General features: G+C 65.2%; 20 protein-coding genes. 5 read left to right on the forward strand and 15 right to left on the reverse strand.

Annotated elements, in window-relative coordinates:
* The first annotated feature begins 52 nt into the window (after positions 1-52).
* Positions 53-1,630, forward strand: coding sequence for an argininosuccinate lyase (locus tag ACFZAI_RS03035; RefSeq protein WP_391565515.1), 1,578 nt, complete (start codon positions 53-55; stop codon positions 1,628-1,630).
* Between the two features lie 90 nt (positions 1,631-1,720).
* Here ACFZAI_RS03035 and ACFZAI_RS03040 read toward each other — a convergent pair whose 3' ends face one another.
* Entirely contained in the window at positions 1,721-2,107 is a 387-nt protein-coding gene (locus tag ACFZAI_RS03040; RefSeq protein ID WP_391565516.1) for a MerR family transcriptional regulator, read from the reverse strand.
* Between the two features lie 69 nt (positions 2,108-2,176).
* On the opposite strand from ACFZAI_RS03040, the gene ACFZAI_RS03045 reads away from it, so the two are divergent.
* On the forward strand, positions 2,177-3,160 hold the full coding sequence (locus ACFZAI_RS03045) for an aldo/keto reductase (RefSeq protein WP_391565517.1): 984 nt from the start codon (positions 2,177-2,179) through the stop codon (positions 3,158-3,160).
* Here the strand turns inward: ACFZAI_RS03045 and ACFZAI_RS03050 are convergent.
* From ACFZAI_RS03050 to ACFZAI_RS03060, 3 genes are all read right to left on the reverse strand, one after another.
* Positions 3,141-4,139: an NAD-dependent epimerase/dehydratase family protein gene (locus ACFZAI_RS03050; RefSeq protein WP_391565518.1), complete on the reverse strand. Its 999-nt coding sequence runs from the start codon at positions 4,137-4,139 to the stop codon at positions 3,141-3,143. The two genes, ACFZAI_RS03045 and ACFZAI_RS03050, sit on opposite strands and share 20 nt — an antisense overlap.
* Positions 4,126-4,701 carry a TetR/AcrR family transcriptional regulator gene (locus tag ACFZAI_RS03055; RefSeq protein ID WP_391565519.1) on the reverse strand — a complete coding sequence of 192 codons (576 nt, stop codon included), beginning with the start codon at positions 4,699-4,701 and terminating at the stop codon, positions 4,126-4,128. The genes ACFZAI_RS03050 and ACFZAI_RS03055 overlap by 14 nt, the downstream gene beginning before the upstream one ends.
* A 77-nt stretch (positions 4,702-4,778) precedes the next feature.
* The gene (locus ACFZAI_RS03060; protein WP_391565520.1) at positions 4,779-5,681 is read right to left on the reverse strand and encodes a LysR family transcriptional regulator; all 903 of its coding nucleotides are present in this window, start codon (positions 5,679-5,681) and stop codon (positions 4,779-4,781) included.
* 161 nt (positions 5,682-5,842) lie between these two features.
* Between ACFZAI_RS03060 and ACFZAI_RS03065 the strand changes: the two genes are divergently transcribed.
* Positions 5,843-7,246, forward strand: a complete 1,404-nt coding sequence (locus tag ACFZAI_RS03065; RefSeq protein ID WP_391565521.1) for an MFS transporter — start codon at positions 5,843-5,845, stop codon at positions 7,244-7,246.
* On the opposite strand, the gene ACFZAI_RS03070 is transcribed toward ACFZAI_RS03065, so the two are convergent.
* The 10 genes from ACFZAI_RS03070 to ACFZAI_RS03115 form a co-directional block, all read right to left on the reverse strand.
* Positions 7,243-8,652 (reverse strand): NAD(P)/FAD-dependent oxidoreductase, encoded by a 1,410-nt coding sequence (locus ACFZAI_RS03070; RefSeq protein ID WP_391566255.1) that lies wholly within the window; start codon positions 8,650-8,652, stop codon positions 7,243-7,245. The two genes, ACFZAI_RS03065 and ACFZAI_RS03070, sit on opposite strands and share 4 nt — an antisense overlap.
* Positions 8,653-8,838: 186 nt before the next feature.
* Positions 8,839-9,204, reverse strand: coding sequence for a DUF805 domain-containing protein (locus ACFZAI_RS03075; RefSeq protein ID WP_391565522.1), 366 nt, complete (start codon positions 9,202-9,204; stop codon positions 8,839-8,841).
* A gap of 94 nt (positions 9,205-9,298) precedes the next feature.
* On the reverse strand, positions 9,299-10,069 hold the full coding sequence (locus ACFZAI_RS03080) for a cache domain-containing protein (protein WP_391565523.1): 771 nt from the start codon (positions 10,067-10,069) through the stop codon (positions 9,299-9,301).
* An 89-nt stretch (positions 10,070-10,158) separates the two neighbouring features.
* The gene (locus tag ACFZAI_RS03085; protein ID WP_391565524.1) at positions 10,159-10,956 is read right to left on the reverse strand and encodes a FadR/GntR family transcriptional regulator; all 798 of its coding nucleotides are present in this window, start codon (positions 10,954-10,956) and stop codon (positions 10,159-10,161) included.
* Between the two features lie 51 nt (positions 10,957-11,007).
* Positions 11,008-11,793, reverse strand: a complete 786-nt coding sequence (locus ACFZAI_RS03090; RefSeq protein ID WP_391565525.1) for a nuclear transport factor 2 family protein — start codon at positions 11,791-11,793, stop codon at positions 11,008-11,010.
* A 9-nt stretch (positions 11,794-11,802) separates the two neighbouring features.
* A complete protein-coding gene (locus ACFZAI_RS03095) occupies positions 11,803-13,233 on the reverse strand; it encodes a gamma-aminobutyraldehyde dehydrogenase (protein WP_391565526.1) in 1,431 nt (476 codons plus the stop codon).
* Between the two features lie 206 nt (positions 13,234-13,439).
* A complete protein-coding gene (locus ACFZAI_RS03100; protein ID WP_391565527.1) occupies positions 13,440-14,405 on the reverse strand; it encodes a Bug family tripartite tricarboxylate transporter substrate binding protein in 966 nt (321 codons plus the stop codon).
* 41 nt (positions 14,406-14,446) lie between these two features.
* Positions 14,447-15,703, reverse strand: coding sequence for a CaiB/BaiF CoA transferase family protein (locus ACFZAI_RS03105; RefSeq protein WP_391565528.1), 1,257 nt, complete (start codon positions 15,701-15,703; stop codon positions 14,447-14,449).
* A gap of 168 nt (positions 15,704-15,871) precedes the next feature.
* The gene (locus ACFZAI_RS03110) at positions 15,872-17,017 is read right to left on the reverse strand and encodes a MaoC family dehydratase N-terminal domain-containing protein (protein WP_391565529.1); all 1,146 of its coding nucleotides are present in this window, start codon (positions 17,015-17,017) and stop codon (positions 15,872-15,874) included.
* A gap of 19 nt (positions 17,018-17,036) precedes the next feature.
* Positions 17,037-18,623: an acyl-CoA synthetase gene (locus ACFZAI_RS03115; RefSeq protein WP_391565530.1), complete on the reverse strand. Its 1,587-nt coding sequence runs from the start codon at positions 18,621-18,623 to the stop codon at positions 17,037-17,039.
* A gap of 169 nt (positions 18,624-18,792) precedes the next feature.
* Here ACFZAI_RS03115 and ACFZAI_RS03120 point away from each other — a divergent pair, with 169 nt between their 5' ends.
* Both ACFZAI_RS03120 and ACFZAI_RS03125 read left to right on the forward strand, forming a co-directional pair.
* Positions 18,793-19,593 carry an IclR family transcriptional regulator gene (locus tag ACFZAI_RS03120; RefSeq protein WP_391565531.1) on the forward strand — a complete coding sequence of 267 codons (801 nt, stop codon included), beginning with the start codon at positions 18,793-18,795 and terminating at the stop codon, positions 19,591-19,593.
* A 4-nt stretch (positions 19,594-19,597) separates the two neighbouring features.
* The gene (locus ACFZAI_RS03125) at positions 19,598-20,032 is read left to right on the forward strand and encodes a PaaI family thioesterase (RefSeq protein WP_391565532.1); all 435 of its coding nucleotides are present in this window, start codon (positions 19,598-19,600) and stop codon (positions 20,030-20,032) included.
* Here ACFZAI_RS03125 and ACFZAI_RS03130 read toward each other — a convergent pair.
* Positions 20,021-20,122, reverse strand: a complete 102-nt coding sequence (locus ACFZAI_RS03130; RefSeq protein ID WP_391565533.1) for a putative transporter small subunit — start codon at positions 20,120-20,122, stop codon at positions 20,021-20,023. The genes ACFZAI_RS03125 and ACFZAI_RS03130 overlap by 12 nt on opposite strands.
* Positions 20,123-20,157 lie beyond the last annotated feature (35 nt).

Genomic DNA, 20,157 nt, shown 5'->3' on the forward strand with positions numbered 1-20,157 from the left:
TGTCGACCGCTATGACGATCCCCCAATAACGATTCCCCATAACGAGAACACCATGAGACAGTTTCTTCCCACCTTGGGCGCCGCACTGGTCTTGTCGCTGGGCGCGCACGCCGCGCTGGCCCAAGCGGCGCCCGCGACAGCGCCCGCCAACGCGCCCACCGCAGCCGCACCGGCCGCCACCGCCGTGCCGCGCGACCCCTTCTTCTGGCTGGGAGAAATCAACAAGGCCACCGCCGTCATCAACACCGATGAAGGGCTGTTGGACAAGTCCATGGCGCCGCGCCTGGCCGCAGGCGTGGCCAAGGTTATCAACGACGGCAACCAGCCCGGCGCCAAGCGCCCGGCCAGCGTCATCACCTTTGAACCCTTGCTGATCAAGGCGGCCGGCGAAGACGTGACCCTGCTGCATGCGGGCCGCTCCAGCCAGGACATGCACGCCACCTACCGCAGCGCCATCCTGCGCGACAAGCTGCTGGAACTGGCTGACCAGTTGAACAAGACGTCCGCCACGCTGGTGGAGCTGGCCGCCAAGCACGCCGGCACCGTCGTGCCGAACTACACCAATGGCGTGGCCGCGCAGCCCAACAGCTACGGCCACTATCTGCTGGGCCAGGCGGCGGGCTTGGCGCGCGACGCGCAGCGCATCCGCGAAGCCTATGTGCGCATCGACCGTTCGCCCATGGGCACCACCGTGCTGAACGGCACCAGCTGGCCGCTGGACCGCAAGCGTATGGCGCAGTACCTGGGCTTTGACGCGTTGGTGGATAACGCCTACGATGCCTCGCAGATCTCGTCGATGGACCAGCCGGTGGAAGTGGCGTCTATCGTGACCAGCATCGCGCTGCGCACCGGCAACTTCGTTGAAGACGTCATGACGCAGTACGCGCAGTCGCGCCCGTGGATTCTGCTGGAAGAGGGCGGCGGCAATACCTATGTGTCCAGCGCCATGCCGCAAAAGCGCAACCCCGGTTTGCTGAACGACACCCGCAGCGATGCGTCCACCGCCATCACCCTGGCGATGGGCCCCGTCATCCAGACGCACAACATCACGCCGGGCATGAGCGACCCCAAAGACGTGAAGCAGAATTCCGCCATGGTCGACAGCGGCATCTCGGCGCTCAAGCGTTGGGACCGGGTGCTCAAGGCCATGGTCATCAGCCCGGACCGCGCGCTGGAAGAACTGAACAGCGACTGGACCGCCTCGCAGGAACTGGCCGACGTGCTGATGCGCAAGTACAAGCTGCCGTTCCGCGATGGGCATCACTTCGCCTCCGAAGTGGTCACGTACGCCAAGACCAACAACATCAAGCCCTTGGACTTCCCGTATGAACAGGCTCGCCGCATCTACGCCGATGCGATGAAGGATTCCAAGTACGGCAACGAATTGCCGATGAGCGAGGCCGAGTTCCGATCCACGCTGGACCCGGTGGCCATTGTGAAAAACCGCGCCACCAGCGGCGGCCCCCAGCCGGCCGAGATGGACCGCATGCTGAAAGAGGCGCGCGAGCAACTGGCCTCGCAAGGCAAGTGGATCAAAGACCGCCGCGACCACATCAACCAGTCTTTGGCTGAACTGGACAAGAAGTTCGATGCGCTGGCGGCTAGCGCGGCCAATCAGGAAAAGCGCTGATCCGTCATGCCTGCATGGCGAAGGCGACGCACTTGATGCGTTGCGGTTTACGCGGAAGGCCTCGTTGGCGACGTCAACGAGGCTTTTTTTCTAGCACGGAAATTGGGGTGCGTCGCCCGGTTTGCCAGCTTCGACCCATGCCAGCTTTTTGGTCAGGAACGATACGGCATTCTCGATTTGACTCCGCTGCGCCTGCAATCGTTGAATCTGATTGCGCAATACCTCTGCCGTGCGCGTGGCCGATCTTGCACCGGCCTTGTACTCCCGCGTGAGCGCGGCAATCTCCGCAAGCGTGTAGCCCAGCGATTTTTGTAGTTGGATCATCCGCGCCGCTGCGACGTCATCATCCGAAAAAATCTGATAGCGGCTGCGGCCTCCCAGTGCGCTGCGCTTCGGCGCAAGCAACCCCTTGCCGACATAAAAGCGAACCGTCTCGACCGATAGCCCTGTCTGTTCTGCGAATTCGGATATCAACATGGGAATTCCTTGACCCTGTAGTTAACTACGCACTTATAACTGGCTTTTCTTTATCTCGGAGCCGGTATCGTGCGTTTACTTTCCACACCATTACCCAAGATTCGCCTGGGCGCAGACGGCCCGCTGGTGGGCATTCAAGGCTTAGGCTGCATGGGCATGAGCGAATTCTACGGGGCCACCGACCTTGCCCAGGCCCGTGCAACGTTGGACCAGGCCTTGGACTTAGGCGTTACGCTCTTTGATACCGCGGACATGTACGGCCTGGGCGCAAATGAATCTTTTCTAAGCGACTTTGTGAGAGGCAATCGGAGCCAAGTGGTGATTGCTACGAAGTTTGGCTACACGCGTACGCCTGCGGACCCCGATGACTGGAGCCTGTGCAATCATCCCGCGTACATCCGGCGGGCGGTCGAACAATCCTTGGCGCGTTTGAAGATTGATGTGATCGATGTGTATTACATGCACCGACGTACGCCCGATGTGCCGCTGGAGGAATCCGTTGGTGCGATGGCCGATCTGGTGGCGCAGGGAAAAGTCCGTGCGCTTGGCCTTTGCGAAGTCAGTGCGGACGAATTGCGGCGCGCGCATGCCATTCATCCCATTGCGGCGCTTCAATCGGAGTGGTCACTGTTTAGCCGGACCATCGAGCAGCAGGTGGTGCCGGCCGCCTCTTCGCTGGGCATCACCGTTGTGCCGTTTGCCCCGCTCGGGCGTGGGCTGCTGACCGGAAAGGGATTTTCCGCAACGTTGGCGGCGAACGATTCCCGCCGGAGTTTTCCGCGATTCCAGCGGCAGAACCAGGAAGCGAATGCGCAACTCGTGGCGACGCTGGACGCGCTGGCATTGCGCAAGGGAATTTCCAGCGCGCAGTTGGGCCTTGCCTGGCTCTATGCACGCGCCCGGCAGCTTGATGTGGCGCTGGTGCCGATTCCCGGCACGCGACGCCCAGCGCGGCTAAGCGAGAACGTTGGCGCGGCCAGTGTCTCGCTGACGGATGATGAGCTGGCCGCTATTGCTCCGTTGGCAGAGGCGGTTAAAGGGGCGGCGGTATGAAGGCCGCTGAGCGAAGTTCTTCCAGGCCCATCGCCCGGCTGATCGGCGGTTCGTAACCCAGTTCGCGGCGCGCCTTGGCGATATTCAGCGTTACCTCAACCGCCGAGGGCGCCAGCATCTGGCGCGTCACGGGAGGATGCCATCGACCGCCCGTGATCGCCGAGATGCGCTCGCTGACGGCGGCGACGGTGGTCACGAGCCAACGCGGGACCGCCTTTTCGGGAACCGTCCTTCCCTGGCTAATCAGCAGCGCGCTGATGAACGTTCGGAATTCGACGATGTCGGCATCGGTGATGAAGTAGCACTGCCCGGGCTGGCCATGCCGCAGGGCGCGTTCTACGCCGTGCACCAGATTGCCGATGTGCGTTGTTGACGTGAGATAGCGCCCGCCGCCGATCCACGCGAACTTTCCGCTGTCCACGGCTTGCAGCAATTGCGGCAACGCGGTGGTGTCGTCGCGGCCCCACACAAATCTCGGACGCACCACAGAGACGGCCACGCCGGCTTTGACGGCATCCAGCGCCACCTGTTCGGCTCGCGCCTTGGTGGCGGAATAGCCGCCCGCCGGTCGGCGCGGGTAAGGATGCTGTTCGGTGGCATCCACCAGGGGCGAGCCGTCCAGCAGTACGGACTCGGTGCTCAGGTGTACCGCGCGCGATACCCGCGCCCGTGCGGCGGCCGCGAAGACGTGGCGGGTGCCCTCGACATTCGTGTGATGCTGCGCCTGGGATGCAAGGCCATGCTGGGTATCCGCCGCAGCGTGGATCAGCGCGTTGCAGCCTTGCATGGCGTCGGCAAGATGCGGCGAAAACAGATCGCCTTCAACGGGCTCGGCCCCCAGCGCCAGCACTTGCCGGGCGGCATTCGCGCTACGCGCCAACGCACGCACTTGCGCGCCCTGTGCAACGAAATGGCGGATCAGGTTGCGTCCGACGTAGCCGCTGCCGCCGGTCAGGAACAGGCGATCAGCGCTTGGCACGAGATTGCTCCGCAGCGGGTTGATCGACCAGCGCCGCGATCTCCTTTAACAGGCGAGCGCGTTCCGGTTTGGAAAACGTGTGGAAATCCAGGCTTTCCAGCAGTTTCAAGCCCTCTAGCGCCAGGTAAGCGAGCAGTGCGCTGCGGGGCTCGGCGGCATCGTGCTGAAGCGACCGGATCACGGCCGCCTGGTTGGCCTGCATGATCTGCCGCAAGTCGCCGTCTTGGGCCAGTGCGGCGCACAGGTTCAACGCCACGGCGCGCTGTTGCGGAGGAAGAGGGTTGGCGGCGGCCGCAATGCGGCCGCGAACCGTGCGTGCGTCGGCGCCACTCACTTGCTCGGCTGCGGCAAGGTTGAATGCGTTGTCGCGCTCAAGCGCGCGCCGTACCAGTGCTTCGATCAAGCCCTGCTTGGATTTGTGATCGTAGATGACGCTCGCCTTGCTGACCCCCGCTTCGGTGGCTACGGATTCCAGTGTCAGTTTCGCCGCACCATCGCGCGCGATGACCGCTTCGGCGGCGTCCAGTAATTGGTCTTGATCGATGACTCGAGTACGTCCCATGATTGCACTATTTATTTCCGACCGGGCGGATATTAATTAAGTCGCCGAGCCGCGTCAACAGTTGAACTGCGGCCGCCTTAGCGCGCGGGCAACTGCTGGACCGCGTCCAGCACGCACCCGCGCAGCCAGCGGTGCGCGGCGTCGCCATCCATGCGGGGATGCCACAGCATCGATACGGTGAACATGGGCATCGGGAAGGGCAGCGGGAAGCTGTGCATCCCGGTGCGCAGGTTGCCGGTGTGCCGCTCTGGCACCGTGGCGATCAGGTCCGAGTGCCTGGCCAGCGCCAGCGCGGCGGAAAACCCGCCGACGGTGGTGGCGATGGTGCGCTTGCGCCCTGCGGCGGCTAGGGCATCGTCGACCGGGCCGGTCTCACGGTTGCGCCGTGACATCAGAATGTGTTGCGCGTTCGCGTAGCGCGCCAGCGTCACCTTGCCGCCGCTTAGCGGATGGCCGGCGCGCACGACGCCGATGAATCTGTCTTGGAAGAGTGCGCGCGTGCGCAGTTCGGGGCTGGCGGTGTCGCTGACCACGCCCGTATCCAGATCGACTTCGCCCTCGCGCAGCGGCGCGCTGTCTTTGTCCGCTTTCTGCATGAAGCGCAGCCTGACGCCGGGGGCTTCCCGGCCGATGCGGTTGAGCAGAATCGGCCCGACGTTTTCCACAAAGCCGTCGCTGGTTCGCAACGTGAAGGTGCGTACCAGGCGGGTCAGATCCAGCTGTTCGGCTGGGCGCAACACCGCTTCAACGTCTTGCACCAGCGTATGCACCCGGCCGCGCAGCTTAAGCGCCCGAGGCGTAGGGACAAGGCCGCGTCCGGCGCGCACCAGCAGCGGGTCGCCCGTGGTTTCCCGTAAGCGAGCCAGTGCGCGGCTCATGGCTGACGGGCTCAAGCGCAGCCGGCGCGCGGCGCGTGCGACGCTGCCTTCGTCCAGCAGCGCGTCCAGGGTGATCAGCAGATTGAGGTCGGGGTTAGCCATTGCGCAAACGTAGCATGGCGGCGCGTGGATGTGCACGCCGAAACATGGCGTCCCGTGCAGGTATTCAATGCAAATGCTGCGTCTTCCGCCTGATGACGCGCAAGCCTAGGATGGTTTCCAGCGAGCCATGTTGGCAAGCCATTCTTCTTCCAGGCCTGATCATGCAATCTTCTCTTCCCGCTACGCCTGCTTCCCGGCCATTACTGGCCTGCCTGTCCTTGGCGATGCTGTTGCCCGCGCTTGGCACCAGCATTGCGAACGTGGCGTTGCCGACGCTTGCGCAAACCTTCGATGCGGGTTTCGCCTCGGTGCAATGGGTGGTGCTGGCGTATCTGCTGGCCATCACCACGGTGATTGTCAGCGCAGGCCGCTTGGGCGATGTAATGGGCCGGCGGCGGCTGATGCTGCTGGGCATCGTCCTGTTCACGGCGGGCTCGCTGTTGTGCGGCGTGTCGCCGTGGCTGGGCGGGCTGATCGCCGCGCGTGCCGTGCAAGGGGTGGGGGCCGCCATCATGATGGCGCTGACGATGGCGTTCGCCAGCGTGGCCGTACCCAAGAACAAGACGGGCAGCGTGATGGGGCTGCTGGGCACGATGTCGGCCATCGGCACGGCGCTTGGCCCGACGCTGGGCGGCGCGCTCATCAGCGGATTCGGCTGGCCGTCGATTTTCCTGATCAATCTGCCCTTGGGCGCCATGGCGTTTGGGTTGGCTTGGCGGGTTCTGCCTCGTGACCCTGCGCATGCCGCTCAAGCCAGGGCGCGCTTTGACGCCACGGGCTCGGTGCTGCTGGCGCTGGGTATTGCCGCCTATGCGTTGGCGATGACGTCCGGCGGCGGCTTGGGCGCAACCCCCTTTGCGCTGCTGGCCGTTGCGGCGATCGCCGCCGCCATGTTCGTACGCGTACAGGCGAGGTCGGCGTCCCCGTTGATCCGGCTGGCGCTGTTTCGCGAACCGGTCTTGTGCGCGGGCGTGGCGACGAATGCGCTGGTGTCCACCGTGATGATGACGACGTTGGTGGTTGGCCCGTTCTACCTGGCAGGCGCGTTGGGCCTGGACGCGGCGAGGGTGGGGCTGGTGATGTCTTGCGGACCCGCCGTGGCCGCGCTGGCGGGTGTGCCGGCGGGCCGCAGTGTGGACCGGTACGGCGCGCAACGCGTGATGCTGGCCGGGCTCGCCGCGATGACGCTGGGCGCAACGTTGTTGCCGCTGGCGCCGTTGACGTTCGGCGCGGCGGGCTACGTGGTGCCGCTGGTCGTCATCACCAGCGGCTATGCGCTGTTTCAGGCGGCCAACAGCAGCGCCATCATGGCGAGCGCCGGGGCGGATCAGCGCGGTGCGGTGTCGGGCCTGTTGAACCTGTCGCGCAACCTGGGGTTTATTACCGGCGCCTCGTTGATGGGCGCGGTGTTCGCGTGGGCGTCCGGCGCGGGCGATGTGCGGATTGCGCCGCCCGCCGCGTTGGCGGCAGGCATGCGCGGCACCTATGCGGTGGCGGCGGTGTTGCTGGTGCTGGCCGTGGCCGTAGCCGCCATCGGCCAGCGCCGTGCGCGCGTGCCGGCTTAGAACGACACCATGTCGGCGGGGTTGATCAAGCCCCTGACGCCCAGCGCGCCCTTGATCAACGGAATCGCAACGGGCGACAAATGACGGCCCAGCGGAATGCCGGCGTGATCAAAGCGCGTGAGCATGGCGTAGTCATTGTTGCGGCCGGTCAGGTCGTCGCTGATGGCGCGGCCGATGCGCACCGTCTGCGCCACGCCGTGCCCGCTCCAGCCGTGCACCATGTACACCGGCACGTCGCCCGCGCTTTTGCGGCTGTCGGTTGCGCCGTTCAAGGTCAGGTCGCTGATGCCGCTCCAGGAATACTCCAGTTCGGGGTTTTCCAGTTGGGGGAACACCGTTTTGATGCGGTCGAGCAGGTAATTGTTGACGTCACGCGGCGACCACGAGTTGCCCGTGCCTTGCCCGCCAAACAGCAGGCGGTTGTCACGCACGGGGCGGTAGTAATCGATTTGCAGTTGCGTGTCGTAGACCGGCAGGCCGGAGGGGATCAGCGCGTCCAGCGTATGGCCCAGCGGCGGCGTGACGGCCACATAGGTGAAGAATGGCACGGTGGTGGCGCTGCCCGGCATGAACTGGAACGTGGCGCTGTGCACGGCCAACACCACGGCCTTGCTGGCCTTGAGCGCGCCCTGCGCCGTCTTCACCAGCGTGCTGCCCGGTGATTCTTCGATGGCTTGTGCGGCCGTGCCGTCATACACCCGGCCGCCCAGCTTGACGAAGGCGTGAATCAGGCCGCGCAGCAAAGCCAGCGGCTGCACCTGGCCGCCGCCGCTGTCGACGGCCGCGCCGAAGTAGATATCGGACTTTACGTGCTGCTCGTTTAACTGATGGCGGCCAATGATTTTGACGCTGTCATCGCCCAGGCGGCGGCGCGCATCGGCGTTGTCGACTAGCGCGCCCATGTGGCCCGCGTGCACTGCTGCCGTGATGTGGCCGTATTGGCGGTCGCAATCAAAGCCGTGGCGGTGGCGCAAACCGTCCACAGTTTCCATCGCTTCGACGGAAGCAAAGCGCCACAGCCGCTGGGCTTCATCGGGCGACAGATTGTCCAGCATGGTGCCGGCTTCCCAACGCGCCAGCCCCGGCGTCATCTGGCCACCGTTGCGGCCCGACGCGCCCGAGCCGATGTGGTCCTTTTCGATCAGCACGACATCTACCCCCGCTTCGGCCAGGTGCAACGCCGTGGATGCGCCAAGCAGGCCGCCGCCGATGACGACGACTTCGCAATGCAAATCGCCTGGCAAGCCGCCGAACGCGGGCCAGTCGGACAACGAGGCTTCGTAGTAGTTGGCGGGCATGGGATCGGATGCGGCGGCGTCGCTGCGCCAGTTCCAGATGCGGGGGTCGATGCCCAGCCGCGTGGGCACCTTGCGCGCGTCTTGCAGCAGTTCTGAAGGCGGGAGCATCGAGGCCGAGGGCGCAACGCTAGCGGGCGCCAAGGTCAGTGCGGCGGAAGGCTTAGGCCATAGGCCCAGCGCACCTGCGGCGCTTGCCGCGGTGGTGGCCACCGCGGTTTTAAGGATGAATTCACGTCGGTTCAGTGTCATGGCTACGGTCCTGGATTCAAAGGCTTTCGGCTTTCGGCTTTCGGCTTATGCCATCACCGGCGCGGGGCCGTAGCGGTTGCGTCCTTGTGCACTGGCGGGCAGCATGAAGGCCTGCAACAGCAGCGTTCCGGCAACGGGCAGCGCGTGCAGCAAACCCCACCAGCCGCTGCGGCCGGTGTCGTGCAAGCGGCGGATCGTCACGGCTAGTGCCGGCAGCAAGGTCAGCAGCAGAAAGCCCGCGGTGTACCAGCCGAACAGAATTTCGGGGTTGGCGACGGCGGCCGCGCGTTCGGCGGCGGAAATCGCGAGCACGGCCAGGATTTGAATCAGCACGAAGATCCAGTACTCCTTGCGCGAGGCGCGGCCGTTGAACACGGCGTAGTGTTTCAGGGCGTGCAGATACCACTTCATGGGGGTCTCCAGTTTGCAAAAGATGTGCGCCGGCCGCGCCAGCCAGGGCGCGCAGCGTACGAAGTCAATGGAAGCGGGGCGTGGCCCCGGGGGATCAGCCGGGGTGGCGCAGCGGATGCGCGCTGGCGGGATGGCCGCGCGGCGTGCGCGACGGCGGCGTCGCCAGTACGGCCAGGCGCAGCGCGTTGGGCGCGCCAATCAGCCGGTCGCCGTCTTTGGCTTGCCACAGCGTGCCGGGGCGGACACCGGGCGCGGTAGAGGTCACCACGCGGGAGTCTGCGTTCAGAACGAGCGCTGGCGTGCCGATATTGCGCAACGCCGGCAGCAGCATGCGGTCCAGCGTGGAGACCAGCACATCCACGGCCGCCACACCCGCGAACGCGTCGCGCACCAGCACCGGATGCGCGGCGGTGATGGTGTAGGCGCCGTTGCAGATGTAGTCCACGTACGGGCCTTCAATGATGGGGCGGTGGCGGCGGGCGGGCTCATCGAACCAGGCGAACGCGCGGAAGTCCAGCCGGCGGCGCGTTTCCTGATTGCGTTCCAGCTGCGCTTGCTGCAAGGATCGCCCCTCTTGGTGCCACCACTCCAGCGTCCAGTAGCCGTCTTCGGGGCCTTCAGGCGCGGCATAGCTGGCAAAGCCCGCGCCGTTGCACCAAGGGTTCAGGCGCAGCGCCACCTGGATGTGGGTCTGCAACGCGCGCCGCTGTTCGGCCGACAGCCGCAGGTCGCTGTCCGGGGCCGGCGTTTGGCCCGAAAAAATCTGGGCCGTGGCGTCCGCCAGTGCGCTTGCGGTGTTCTGCGCATCGTTCAAGACGCATTCCAGAATGCCGTTGGCGCGATCGATGTTTGCGTCTTCGTTCATCTGCCGTCTCCTCTGTGCCTGGGGGGGGGCGCTTTGTTCAGCCGTCTTTTTCAGTGGGCGTTGTCAGTCACTGCTGTTAGTCACTGTTGTCAGTCACTATTGTCAGCGGGTTTGTGGCGGGTTCGTGGCGGGCTTGCTGTCGGCTGTGGGTTCGGTTGCCCGCCCAGCGCATCCAGCCGCAGTTTGTGTTCCAGCAGGCAGTCCGTCATTGCACCGATCATGTCTTGCGCCCGTTCGCCGCTGGCGGCTTCGTCGCCGCGGGCCAACGCCTCTTGCAAGCGCCGGTACGCCGCCACGGCGTCGGCATGCAGCGTGGCGTCTTGATACAACGATGCCGCAAGCGGCGCCCATTCCGCCTGCACTTCCAGTTCCTGGTTCGCCAACCGGGCCGACTGCGCATGGCTGGCCAGCATCAGCAGGCAGCGCATGTCGGCCTGCGCGCGCGCTTGCGGATCGGCGGCCGCTTCGAACAGGTCGATCTGCTGAGCCAGCCGCTGGTGCTCATCCGGTGTGGACCGCTGCGAGGCCAGCCTGGCGCTGTGGCTGATCAGGGCGCAATGCAATTCGCCCAGGTCAGCCAGATCGCCCGACGTAGCCAAGCGCAGAGGATGGCGGTCACGCAGCATTTCCGCCGGCACGGGGCAGACGAAGCTGCCGCCGTTGCGCCCGCGGCGGGTGTCGATGAGTTGGCGCGCGCGCAGCGTGTTCAAGGCTTCGCGCACGGTCACGGGCGACACCCCCATCAGGCGCGACAGCTCGTTTTCGTTGGGCAGTTGCTCGTCGGCATGAAGCAGCCCCGCAACGATGGCGTTGCTGAGCCGTTCAACAACCTGATCCGAGCGCGTGCCTTGGCCGATGGGGGCATAGACGATGGCGTGGGCGGTCATGGGCGGACTCCGGGGCGGAAAAGAGAAACGTGCATCATGCCATGGGCGCCGTCAGAAGATGCCGTGAGCGTGCGCCGCCTGCCGGTCGTCCGGCACCGGCATGATGGCGTCCCAGAGTTCGGCGACCTTGCCGTCCTGGACGCGCCACAGTTCGAAGTACGCGTGGCGCGCGCCGCCGATGCTGCCTTCCGAATGCGTCAGCACGAAATCGCCTTCGGCCACGCTGCGGTGAATGCGGCTGTACTTCAGTTCCTGGCCGTCTTTGCGCAGTTGGTTCAGAAAGTCGATGACAGCCGTGGTGCCGTCGGCGATATCCGGGCTGTGTTGATGGAAGCCTTCGCCGTTGCCGTAGTCGCTGAATGCGGTGTAGTCGCCTTCAATCAGCGCGCGCTTGAAGAAGGCCGTGACGAGCGCGCGGTTGGCGTCGGTGTCTTGCCCGGCACGGGGTTGCGTCGGGCCGTCCAGCTGCGTGCGGCCGCTGGCGTTGGGCGGGGCTTCAGGCACCAGCCCGTCCCAGTGTTCGACGATCAAGCCATCGGCCACGCGGTAGATGTCAAAGCCCACCAGGGGCTCGGCATCCAAGCCCGTGTAGCGGCCGTGCAAGGCGACGAGGTCGCCATCCACCAGCACGCGATGCGCGTCGTACTGAATGGCGGGGTGGTCGTGCAGCAGCTTGAACAAGCCGTCGATGCCGTCCTTGACCAGCGCGGAGTGTTCGATGAACGCCGGCGAGAACAGGCGTTCCAGCGCACCCGTGTTGTGCAGGTTGAAAAGTTCATGGTGCGCACGGGTGACGAGCTCGCGCGTGCGGTCGGCTTGGGTGTGGAGGGATGTCATGGCGGGCCTTTAGTCGTGAGCGCTCATCACGTGCTTCACGCGCGTGTATTCCTCGAAGCCATAGGCGGACAAGTCCTTGCCGTAGCCGCTGCGCTTGAACCCGCCATGCGGCGCTTCGGCCACCAGCGGGATGTGCGTGTTGATCCATACGGTGCCGAAGTCCAGCTCGCGCGACAGGCGCTGGGCGCGGCCGTGATCGCGCGTCCAGACGCTGGAAGCCAGGCCGTATTCCACGTCGTTGGCTTTGCGGATGGCGTCTTCTTCGTCTTTGAACTTCTGTACGGTGATGACCGGGCCGAAGACTTCCGTCTGGATGGCTTCGTCTTGCTGTTGCAAGCCGGTGATGACGGTGGGTTCGAAGTAGTAGCCGGGGCGCGCGGCTTGGCGGCCACCGGTTTCGATGCGGGCATGGGCGGGCAGGCGCTGGATGAAGCCTTGCACGCGTTCCAGTTGCGCGGCGTTGTTCAGCGGGCCGTAGAGCGCGTCCTGGTCGTCCGGGTCGCCAAAGCGGGTGTCGCGCGCGGCGGCGACGAGCTTCGAGACGAACGCGTCATGCACGGATTCGGCCACGATCACGCGGGTGGCGGCGGTGCAGTCTTGGCCGGCGTTGAAGTAGCCGGTCATGGCGATGTGCTGCGCGGCGCGGTCCAGGTCGGCGTCTTCGAAGATGACGACGGGCGCCTTGCCGCCCAGCTCAAGGTGGGCGCGGGTCAGGTTGGCGGCGGCGGAGGCGGCCACTTGCAGCCCGGCGCGCACCGAGCCGGTGATGGATACCAGCGCGGGCGTCTTGTGCGACACGACTTTGGCGCCGGTGGCGGCGTTGCCCAGCACCACGTTAAAGGCGCCGGCGGGGAAGAAGGGCGCGGCAATTTCGGCCAGCAGCAGCGTGCTTTCGGGCGTGCTGTCGCTGGGCTTGAGCACGACGGTGTTGCCCGCCGCCAGCGCCGGCGCAATCTTCCACACGGCCATCATCAGGGGGTAGTTCCACGGCGTGACTTGCCCGACCACGCCCAAGGGTTCGCGGCGGATGCTGGAGGTCAGGCCTTCCATGTATTCGCCCGTGGCTTTGCCTTCGAGAAAGCGGGCGGCGCCGGCGAAGAAGCGGATCTGGTCCACGCACACGGCGACTTCTTCAGAGGCGATCAGGTGTTTGAGCTGGCCGGTGTTGCGGCTTTGGGCGTCGACCAGACGGCTGCTGTTTTCGGCGACCGCGTCGGCCAGTTTCAGCAGCGCCTGCTGGCGCGCGGAGGGCGTGCTGCGGCCCCAGGTCTTGAACGCGTTGCGGGCGGCGGCGTAGGCAGCGTCAACGTCGGCATCGTTGGCGTTGGGAGAGCGGGCGATCGGCTTGCCGGTGACGGGGCTGATCAAATCAAAGTACTCGGAGCCCGAGGACTCCGCGTATTGGCCGTTGATGAAATGCTTGAGGGTGGGCATCGCCATGGTCTTCTCCCGGTGGTTGGGATGGGTGGGTGGTGTCTCCAATAAATATATTCTCTGATGTTATAGGTATTAATTCTGCTGGGGTTAACCCGGTGGGTCGAAACCGTCAAAGGAGAATTCCAAGAAAAAGCCCAGGCGCGAGGCCTGGGCTTGATCGTTGATCGCCGACTGTCGATCGTCGATCGCTGATCGCAGATGCGAAGACGCTATTCCGCTTTCAGCCCCGCCTGCACAATCAGCGGCTGCCACTTCAGACGTTCGCTGCGCGCAAAGGCGGCCAGTTCGCCCGGCGTGCCGCCGCCCGGTTCATGCCCCAGCTCCAACAGCCGTTGCTGCACTTCGGGGCGCGCCAGAATCTTCGTCAGTTCGGCATTCAGCCTCTGCACGACGGCGGGCGGCGTGCCTTTGGGCGCGTACAAGCCATTCCACGCAATCACCTGAAAGTCTGGCAAGCCTTGGGCCGACACGGGCTTCACGCCCGGCAGCAGCGCCGATTCTTTCAACGACGTCACCGCCAGCGCGCGCAGCTTGCCGCCCGTGATGAACGAGCGCGCAGCGCTGACGGTGTCGATGCCGATCTGCACCTGGCCGCCCATCAGGTCAGTAGTGGCGGTGGCGGAGCCCTTGTAGGGAATGCCGCGCAGGCTGGACACGCCTTGCTGCTTGAGCAGTTCAAACACCAGCCGCGCGGTGGTGCTGGGCATGCCGACGTTGACGCTGTCGGTCTTGGCCTTGGCGGCGTCGCGCAAGTCCGCAAGGCTTGTGTAGGACGACGCAGGTGTCGTCAGCAGCACCATCGGAAACGAGCTGACCAGCATGATGGGTTCGAAATCCTTTTCGGGATCGAAGTTGGTGGACGCGTACATGTACTGGTTCAGCACATGCGTGCCGTTCGTGCCCATCAACAGCGTGTAGCCGTCGGGCGCGGCGCGCGCCGCTTCGGACGCGCCGATGTTGCCGCCCGCGCCGGGCCGGTTTTCAACGATGACGGCTTGGCCGAGCGCTTTGGCCAGGTACTCGCCCAGGTAGCGGCCGGCCACGTCAGTGCCTTGTCCGGCTTGATAGGGAACGATGATGCGGATGGGTTTCGAGGGGTAGCTGTCGGCCGCGGCCGCAGGCTGCGTGAACAGCAAGGACGCCGCTAGCGCGGCGATCAAGCGTAGTGTCTTCATGGTGGTCTCCTGGATTTTTTTATTGGCGGTCGGTCGTGTTGCTACGGCTTCGAAGGAGGCCTGCGTGGCAAGACGCCCAGTTCGCGCAGGGCCGCGATGTGGGTGTCGTCGAGGCCGGCCTCCCGGAGGACCTCGTCGGTGTGCTGCGCATAAGCAGGGGGCAGGCGGCGCAGGCGCGCGGGCGCATCCGACAGGCGCGTGGCCGCGCCGATGCCGTGGTAGCCGTCGCGGTCAATGCGCATGCCGCGGTGGCGCGTGTGGGCGTGTTCGAACGCTTCGGGCACCGTGTGGACGGGGCCCACGGGTACGCCCAACTGCATCAGGTCCTGGCAGACGGTGTCGCGCGCACGATGGGCAAGCGCGGCGTCGATGGCGGTGCGCAGCGCATCGCGGTGTTCCAGGCGCTGGCGGTTGGTGGCGAAGCGTTCGTCTTCCAGCAAGGGCGCCAGGCCGATGTAGTCGCAGAACTTGCGGAATTGGCGGTCGTTGACGATGCCCAGGAAGATGTCGCCATCGCGGCAGGCATAGCGGTCGTACGGCGCGATGTTGGGGTGCGCGCTGCCCAGCAGACCGGGCGTGCGCTGCGTGTGCATCCAGTTGGCGGCGTGCGGCACCAGCAGGCTGAGCGCGGTGTCATACAGCGTGGCTTCCACCCGCTGGCCGCGGCCGGTGCGTGCGCGGTGGTACAGCGCCAGCAGGATGCCCGCTTGCGCGGTGTAGCCCGTCAGGTGGTCCACGATGGGGATGCCGATGCGCGTGGGGCCGCTGGCGGCGTCGCCGTTCACGCTCATCAAGCCGCACATCGCTTGCAGGATGGCGTCGTAGCCCGGCAGGCCGCCCAGGGGGCCATCTTCACCGAAGCCGGAAATCGCGCAATAAATCAGTTGGGGAAAGCGGGGCTTCAGATCCGTTTCGTAGTCCAGCCCCCACTTGGCCATCGTGCCGGGAATGAAGTTCTCGACCAGCACGTCGGCGTCTTCCAGCAGGCGCAGCAGCACGTCGCGCCCTTCTGCGCGCGACAGGTCCAGGCCGATTGCGCGCTTGCCGCGGTTGACGGCGGTGAAGTAGGCGGCATCGCCGTCGGCATTGACGGGCGGGCCCAACATGCGTGTTTCGTCGCCGCCTGGCGGCTCGACCTTGATCACGCTTGCGCCCTGGTCCGCCAGCATCTGGGTGCACAGCGGCCCCGCCAGCACGCGGGAAAGATCGATGACCCGTAAGCCTTCCAACGCGCCCGGCGCGCGGGCGTTGGGGGCGTCGGGGGCGTGTGCAGCATGCTCCGATGAACCAGACATCATTGACCTCGTTATGGTCATGTCCGACGCGCGGGCGGCCAGCGCACGCACGCGATCATGGCAAGCAGCGGCGGCTGGTCAGCCGTCGGGGAAAACAAGCCGCTCCGCGCGCAATGTGCGCAGGGCGGCCCGATTACGTCACGCTTGAATCACACTCACATCACGCTGACATCACGCGCGGGTGGGCAATTCAACCACGCCGGAACCCAGCACGGACAATTCGTCGTCTTGGTTGCGGGCTTCCTGTTCGATTTCAACCAGATGGCGGCCGTCTTCAACGTACTTGCGCGTGACGCGGCCCTTGAAGAACAGCATGTCGCCTTCCGGGTTGTGGCGGCGGATTTTGCAGGTGGACTTGCGCAGAAAGCCGGCGTCGCCCATCCAGTTGGTCAGATGGTGCGTGAGCCAGGAATTGCGTTCGGGGCCGTAGTCATAGGCGCCCGGCGCGCCGACTTCCAGCGCGAATTCTTCTTCCCAGTGCACGCGTTCCGGCACGTCGGGAATGCCGAAGCGGTTGGTGATGCCCACGCCCGGGTGCGCGTCAATCAGTTGCCACGCCAATTTGTTGGCGCGGATGTACAGGCCGCCCCAGCCCTGCGCATAGGCGATGAAGCCGGTCACCGTCATCGGGCCTTTGAACATCACGGGCAGTTCTTCGCCTTCCTTCACGTCTTCCCAGTAACGGGGCGTGGCGCCGCGCACTTCTTCCTGCGCGTAGAGCTTGTAGGCTTCCTTGATTTCTTCGGGGCTGTAGCGGCGCGGTTCGCGGGCGCGCACTTCCTTGTACTTGCTGCCTTGCTCGCGGGCGTGGTCGCGTTCAGTGCGGAAGCACCAGCTGTCGGCCTCGGCCACCTTGTCGCCATCCTGGTTGAAGAAGTCGACGTGATAAATCTGCTGGATGGCGCGGCCGGCGAAGCGGGTCTGGTGTTCGATCAGGTTCTTCAGGTGCGCTTCGGTGGAGATGGTGTCGTTGCGCTTGACGGTCTTGTGCCAGGTCCAATCAGCGCCCGACCACATTGCATGCACGCCCGGCAGCCCGCCGACGTAGCCCGACACGATGCGGCTCGTGGAAAACAGGAAGCTGGGCAGCGCGATGATGCCGCCGTGCTGGGTCTTGGCCGCGTACTCCGGGTCAGACCACAAGGGGTTGTCGTCGCCAATGCCGTGGGCGTAGTGGCGGATGTTGTCGCGCGTGGCCTCGTAGCACCACGGCTCGGCGGTGGCGCCGATCTTCACGCCGATGCGTGCGCGCAGCTCGTCCAAGCCTTGCTCGGTGATGGTCGGAAAGCTACGTTCGATCTTGGTCTTGGTCAGCATGATGTCTCCTGGGGGATGGTCAGACGTGCGCGGCGGGCGCGGCGTTTACGGTTGATGCATCAGCGGTGGCAAGCTCTTGCTCCCGCAGTTTCCGGCGATGAATCTTTCCGGCCGGCGTCTTGGGCAGTTCAGGCACGAACACCACCTGACGCGGATACTCGTGCTGCGCCAGCTGGCTGCGCACGGCGTTCTGAATTTCTTCCACGAAGGCGTCGTCGCCCGGGCGGGCCGACACCACGAAGGCTTTGACGACCTGGCCGCGCAGCGCGTCCGGCACGCCGATGGCGGCGGCTTCGGACACGTCGCGATGCTTGAGGATGGCATCTTCGATTTCAACGGCGCTCATGGTCCAGCCGGCCGAGATGATGACGTCGTCGGCGCGGCCGCCATGCCAGAAATAGCCGTCTTCATCGATGCGCCCCAGGTCTTTGGTGGCGACCCAGGCATCGCGCCGGTACAGCTTCAATTCGCCGGTGACGCCAGGCGGGCAGGGCGCGCCGTTGGCGTCTTGCACTTCAACGCGCAGGCCCGGCACGGGTTTGCCGAGCGATCCGGGCTTGACGGTGAAGTCCGCCGCGCCGGGGTAGTTCACCAGGCACACGCCGATTTCGGTGGTGCCGTACATGCTGCACACGGGCCGGCCGAAGGTGGCTTCGACGAACGCGGACGTTTCGCTGTCGATGGGTTCGCCGGTGAAGGACACCTTGTCCAGGCGATAACGGTAGCGGTCTGCCGCGCCGGAATTGCGCATCATCCGGTAGTGCGTGGCGGCGGCCGAGATGTTGTTGAACGCGTGGTCCTGCAAGGCTTGCAGCAAGCGTTCGGCGTTGAACTTGCCGGCGTAGGCGCCAATGGTCACGCCCAGCGCCAGCGGGGCCAGCGTGCCATGCCACAAGCCATGGCCCCAGGCGGGCGATGACGGGCACATGAAGCGGTCGCCGGGGCGCACGCCGGTGCCGTACAGCGCGGCCAGCATCAGCGTGACGAGTGCGCGGTGTGTGTGCTTGACGGCGTCCGGCAATTCCCGCGTGGTGCCCGAGGTGTACTGAAAGATGGCCAGGTCGTCGGCCCGCGTATTGCAGGCGTAGTGCGTGGGGTAGCTGGCCAGTTTGCCCAGGAACGTGTCGTCAGCAATGACGACGCGCATGTCGTCCCCTGCCGAAACCATGGGCGCCTTTTCAGCGTTGGTCACCAGCATGCGGGGCTTGCAGTCCTGCACGCGCAGGCGGATGCCGTCGGGGCCGAACAAGGTGAACAGCGGCACGGCGATGGCGCCCATTTTCATCGCGCCAAACATCGCCACGTAGAACGCCAGCGACGGTTCCAGCATCACCGCCACGCGGTCGCCGGGGCGGATGCCTTGCTCCACCAGTGCGTGCGCAAATTGCGACGACAGCTGGGCGATCTGGCGAAACGTGTAGGTCTCATCACCGCCCGCCGCGCGCACCAGGATGATGGCGGGGTCGTCCTTGCCCGCATGCCGGTCGATGCATTCGTGGGCAATGTTCATCTGCTCGCGGTTGCCGTCGAACAGCTCCCAGAGCTTGTCCGAGGAGCAGAGCGCCTGGGCGTCCGCGTAAGAAGTGGTCTGGGTCAGCATCGTCATGTCGTCGTACCTGTGTGGGTTCGGCAATCCGTTGGGCAGACTATGCGCGCCGGCTTTTAAATTGTCAATGACGTCTATTGATTGTATATAGACAATTATAAGCGTCGCAAAACGGCGACGCCGCAGGCCCGGCAAGGTATGCTTGCCGCAGTAAAAATCGGAGATGCAGATGAGCGAAGCCAGTTCCCAGGAATCCCCCGCAGCCGCGGGGCCACGCGTGCGGCCCGTGCCGGCCGTGACGCGGTCAATCGCCATCCTGCGATTGCTGGGCCGGGGCGGCGCGCCGATGACCTTGAAGGCGATCTCGCAGGAACTGGACATGGTCACCAGCACCTGCCTGCACATCCTTCGCGTGCTGGTGGAAGAGGGCCTGGTGAAAGTGGATGCCGCCACCAAGCGCTATAGCCTGGGCGTGGGCATGCTGACGCTGGCGCGCAGCGTGATCGAAAGCAGTCCGTTCCCGGCCTTGGTGCAGCCCGTGCTGGACAAGCTGTCCAGCACGGCTAACGTCACGGCAATCGGTGTGGAAGTGGCGGGCAGCGAACACATGGTGGTGCTGGCGCTGTCGCGTTCGACCGCGCCGTTCCGTTTGCATGTGGACGTGGGCAGCCGTTTCCCCGCGTTGATCAGCGCAACGGGCCGCTTGGTGGCCGCCTTTTCGCCGCTGTCGGACAAGGAATTGGAACGGCGCTTCAAAGCCTTGCGCTGGGATCAGGCGCCGCAATACGCCGAGTGGAAGGCAGACGTGGACGCCGTGCGCCGCGATGGCTATAGCCTGGATCGCAACCACTACATCAACGGCGTTGTGGTGATTGCGGTGCCGGTCTTGGACAAGCACGAGCGCATGACGCATTCCTTGGTGGCCGCGGGCCTGGCCGAACAATTGGACGACGCGCGCGCCCATGCGCTGGCCAAGGAATTGCAGGCGGAAGCGCAGACCTTGTCGCAACTGTTGTCCGCGCGGAGTTGACGCCATGCATGCGCCACCCACCGCCGAATCGCTGGCCGCCGATGGCTGGCGTCAAAAGACATTGCCGGGGTTCGCGGGGCTGATCGGTCCTTTGTGGATGCGCAAAGAAGCGCAAGCGTGGGCGTTTGGATTGCTGGCGACGGAAGCCCATTTGAATCCCGCGGGCGTGGTGCATGGCGGCCTGCTGACCGCCATGCTGGATCACGGCTTAAGCGCCATCGCCTGGCAAGCGCTGGACCGCCGCCCATGCGTGACGGTGCAACTGGACACGCACTTTCTGATGCCGGCGCGCGCCGGCCAATTCCTGGAAGTGCGCGGCCAGGTCCTGCGCACGACCGCCAGCCTGGTGTTCATGCGCGGCGAATTAAGCGTGGCCAGCCACGTGGTGGCGACGGGCGCGGCGGTGTTGAAAGTGCTGGCTGCGGCGTCAGATCATTGATGTGCCGCTTTGCTTTGCCGCGCGGATATCTTTCCATAGCGTGACGCACAAGATCGCCAGAATGGCTGCGGATATCGCCGGCCAGATCAAAAAATAGGCGGTCAGCTACATATCAATCTCCTTGT

This window comes from Achromobacter sp. NPDC008082 (assembly GCF_042957345.1).
Lineage (GTDB): Bacteria > Pseudomonadota > Gammaproteobacteria > Burkholderiales > Burkholderiaceae_B > Achromobacter > Achromobacter kerstersii_A.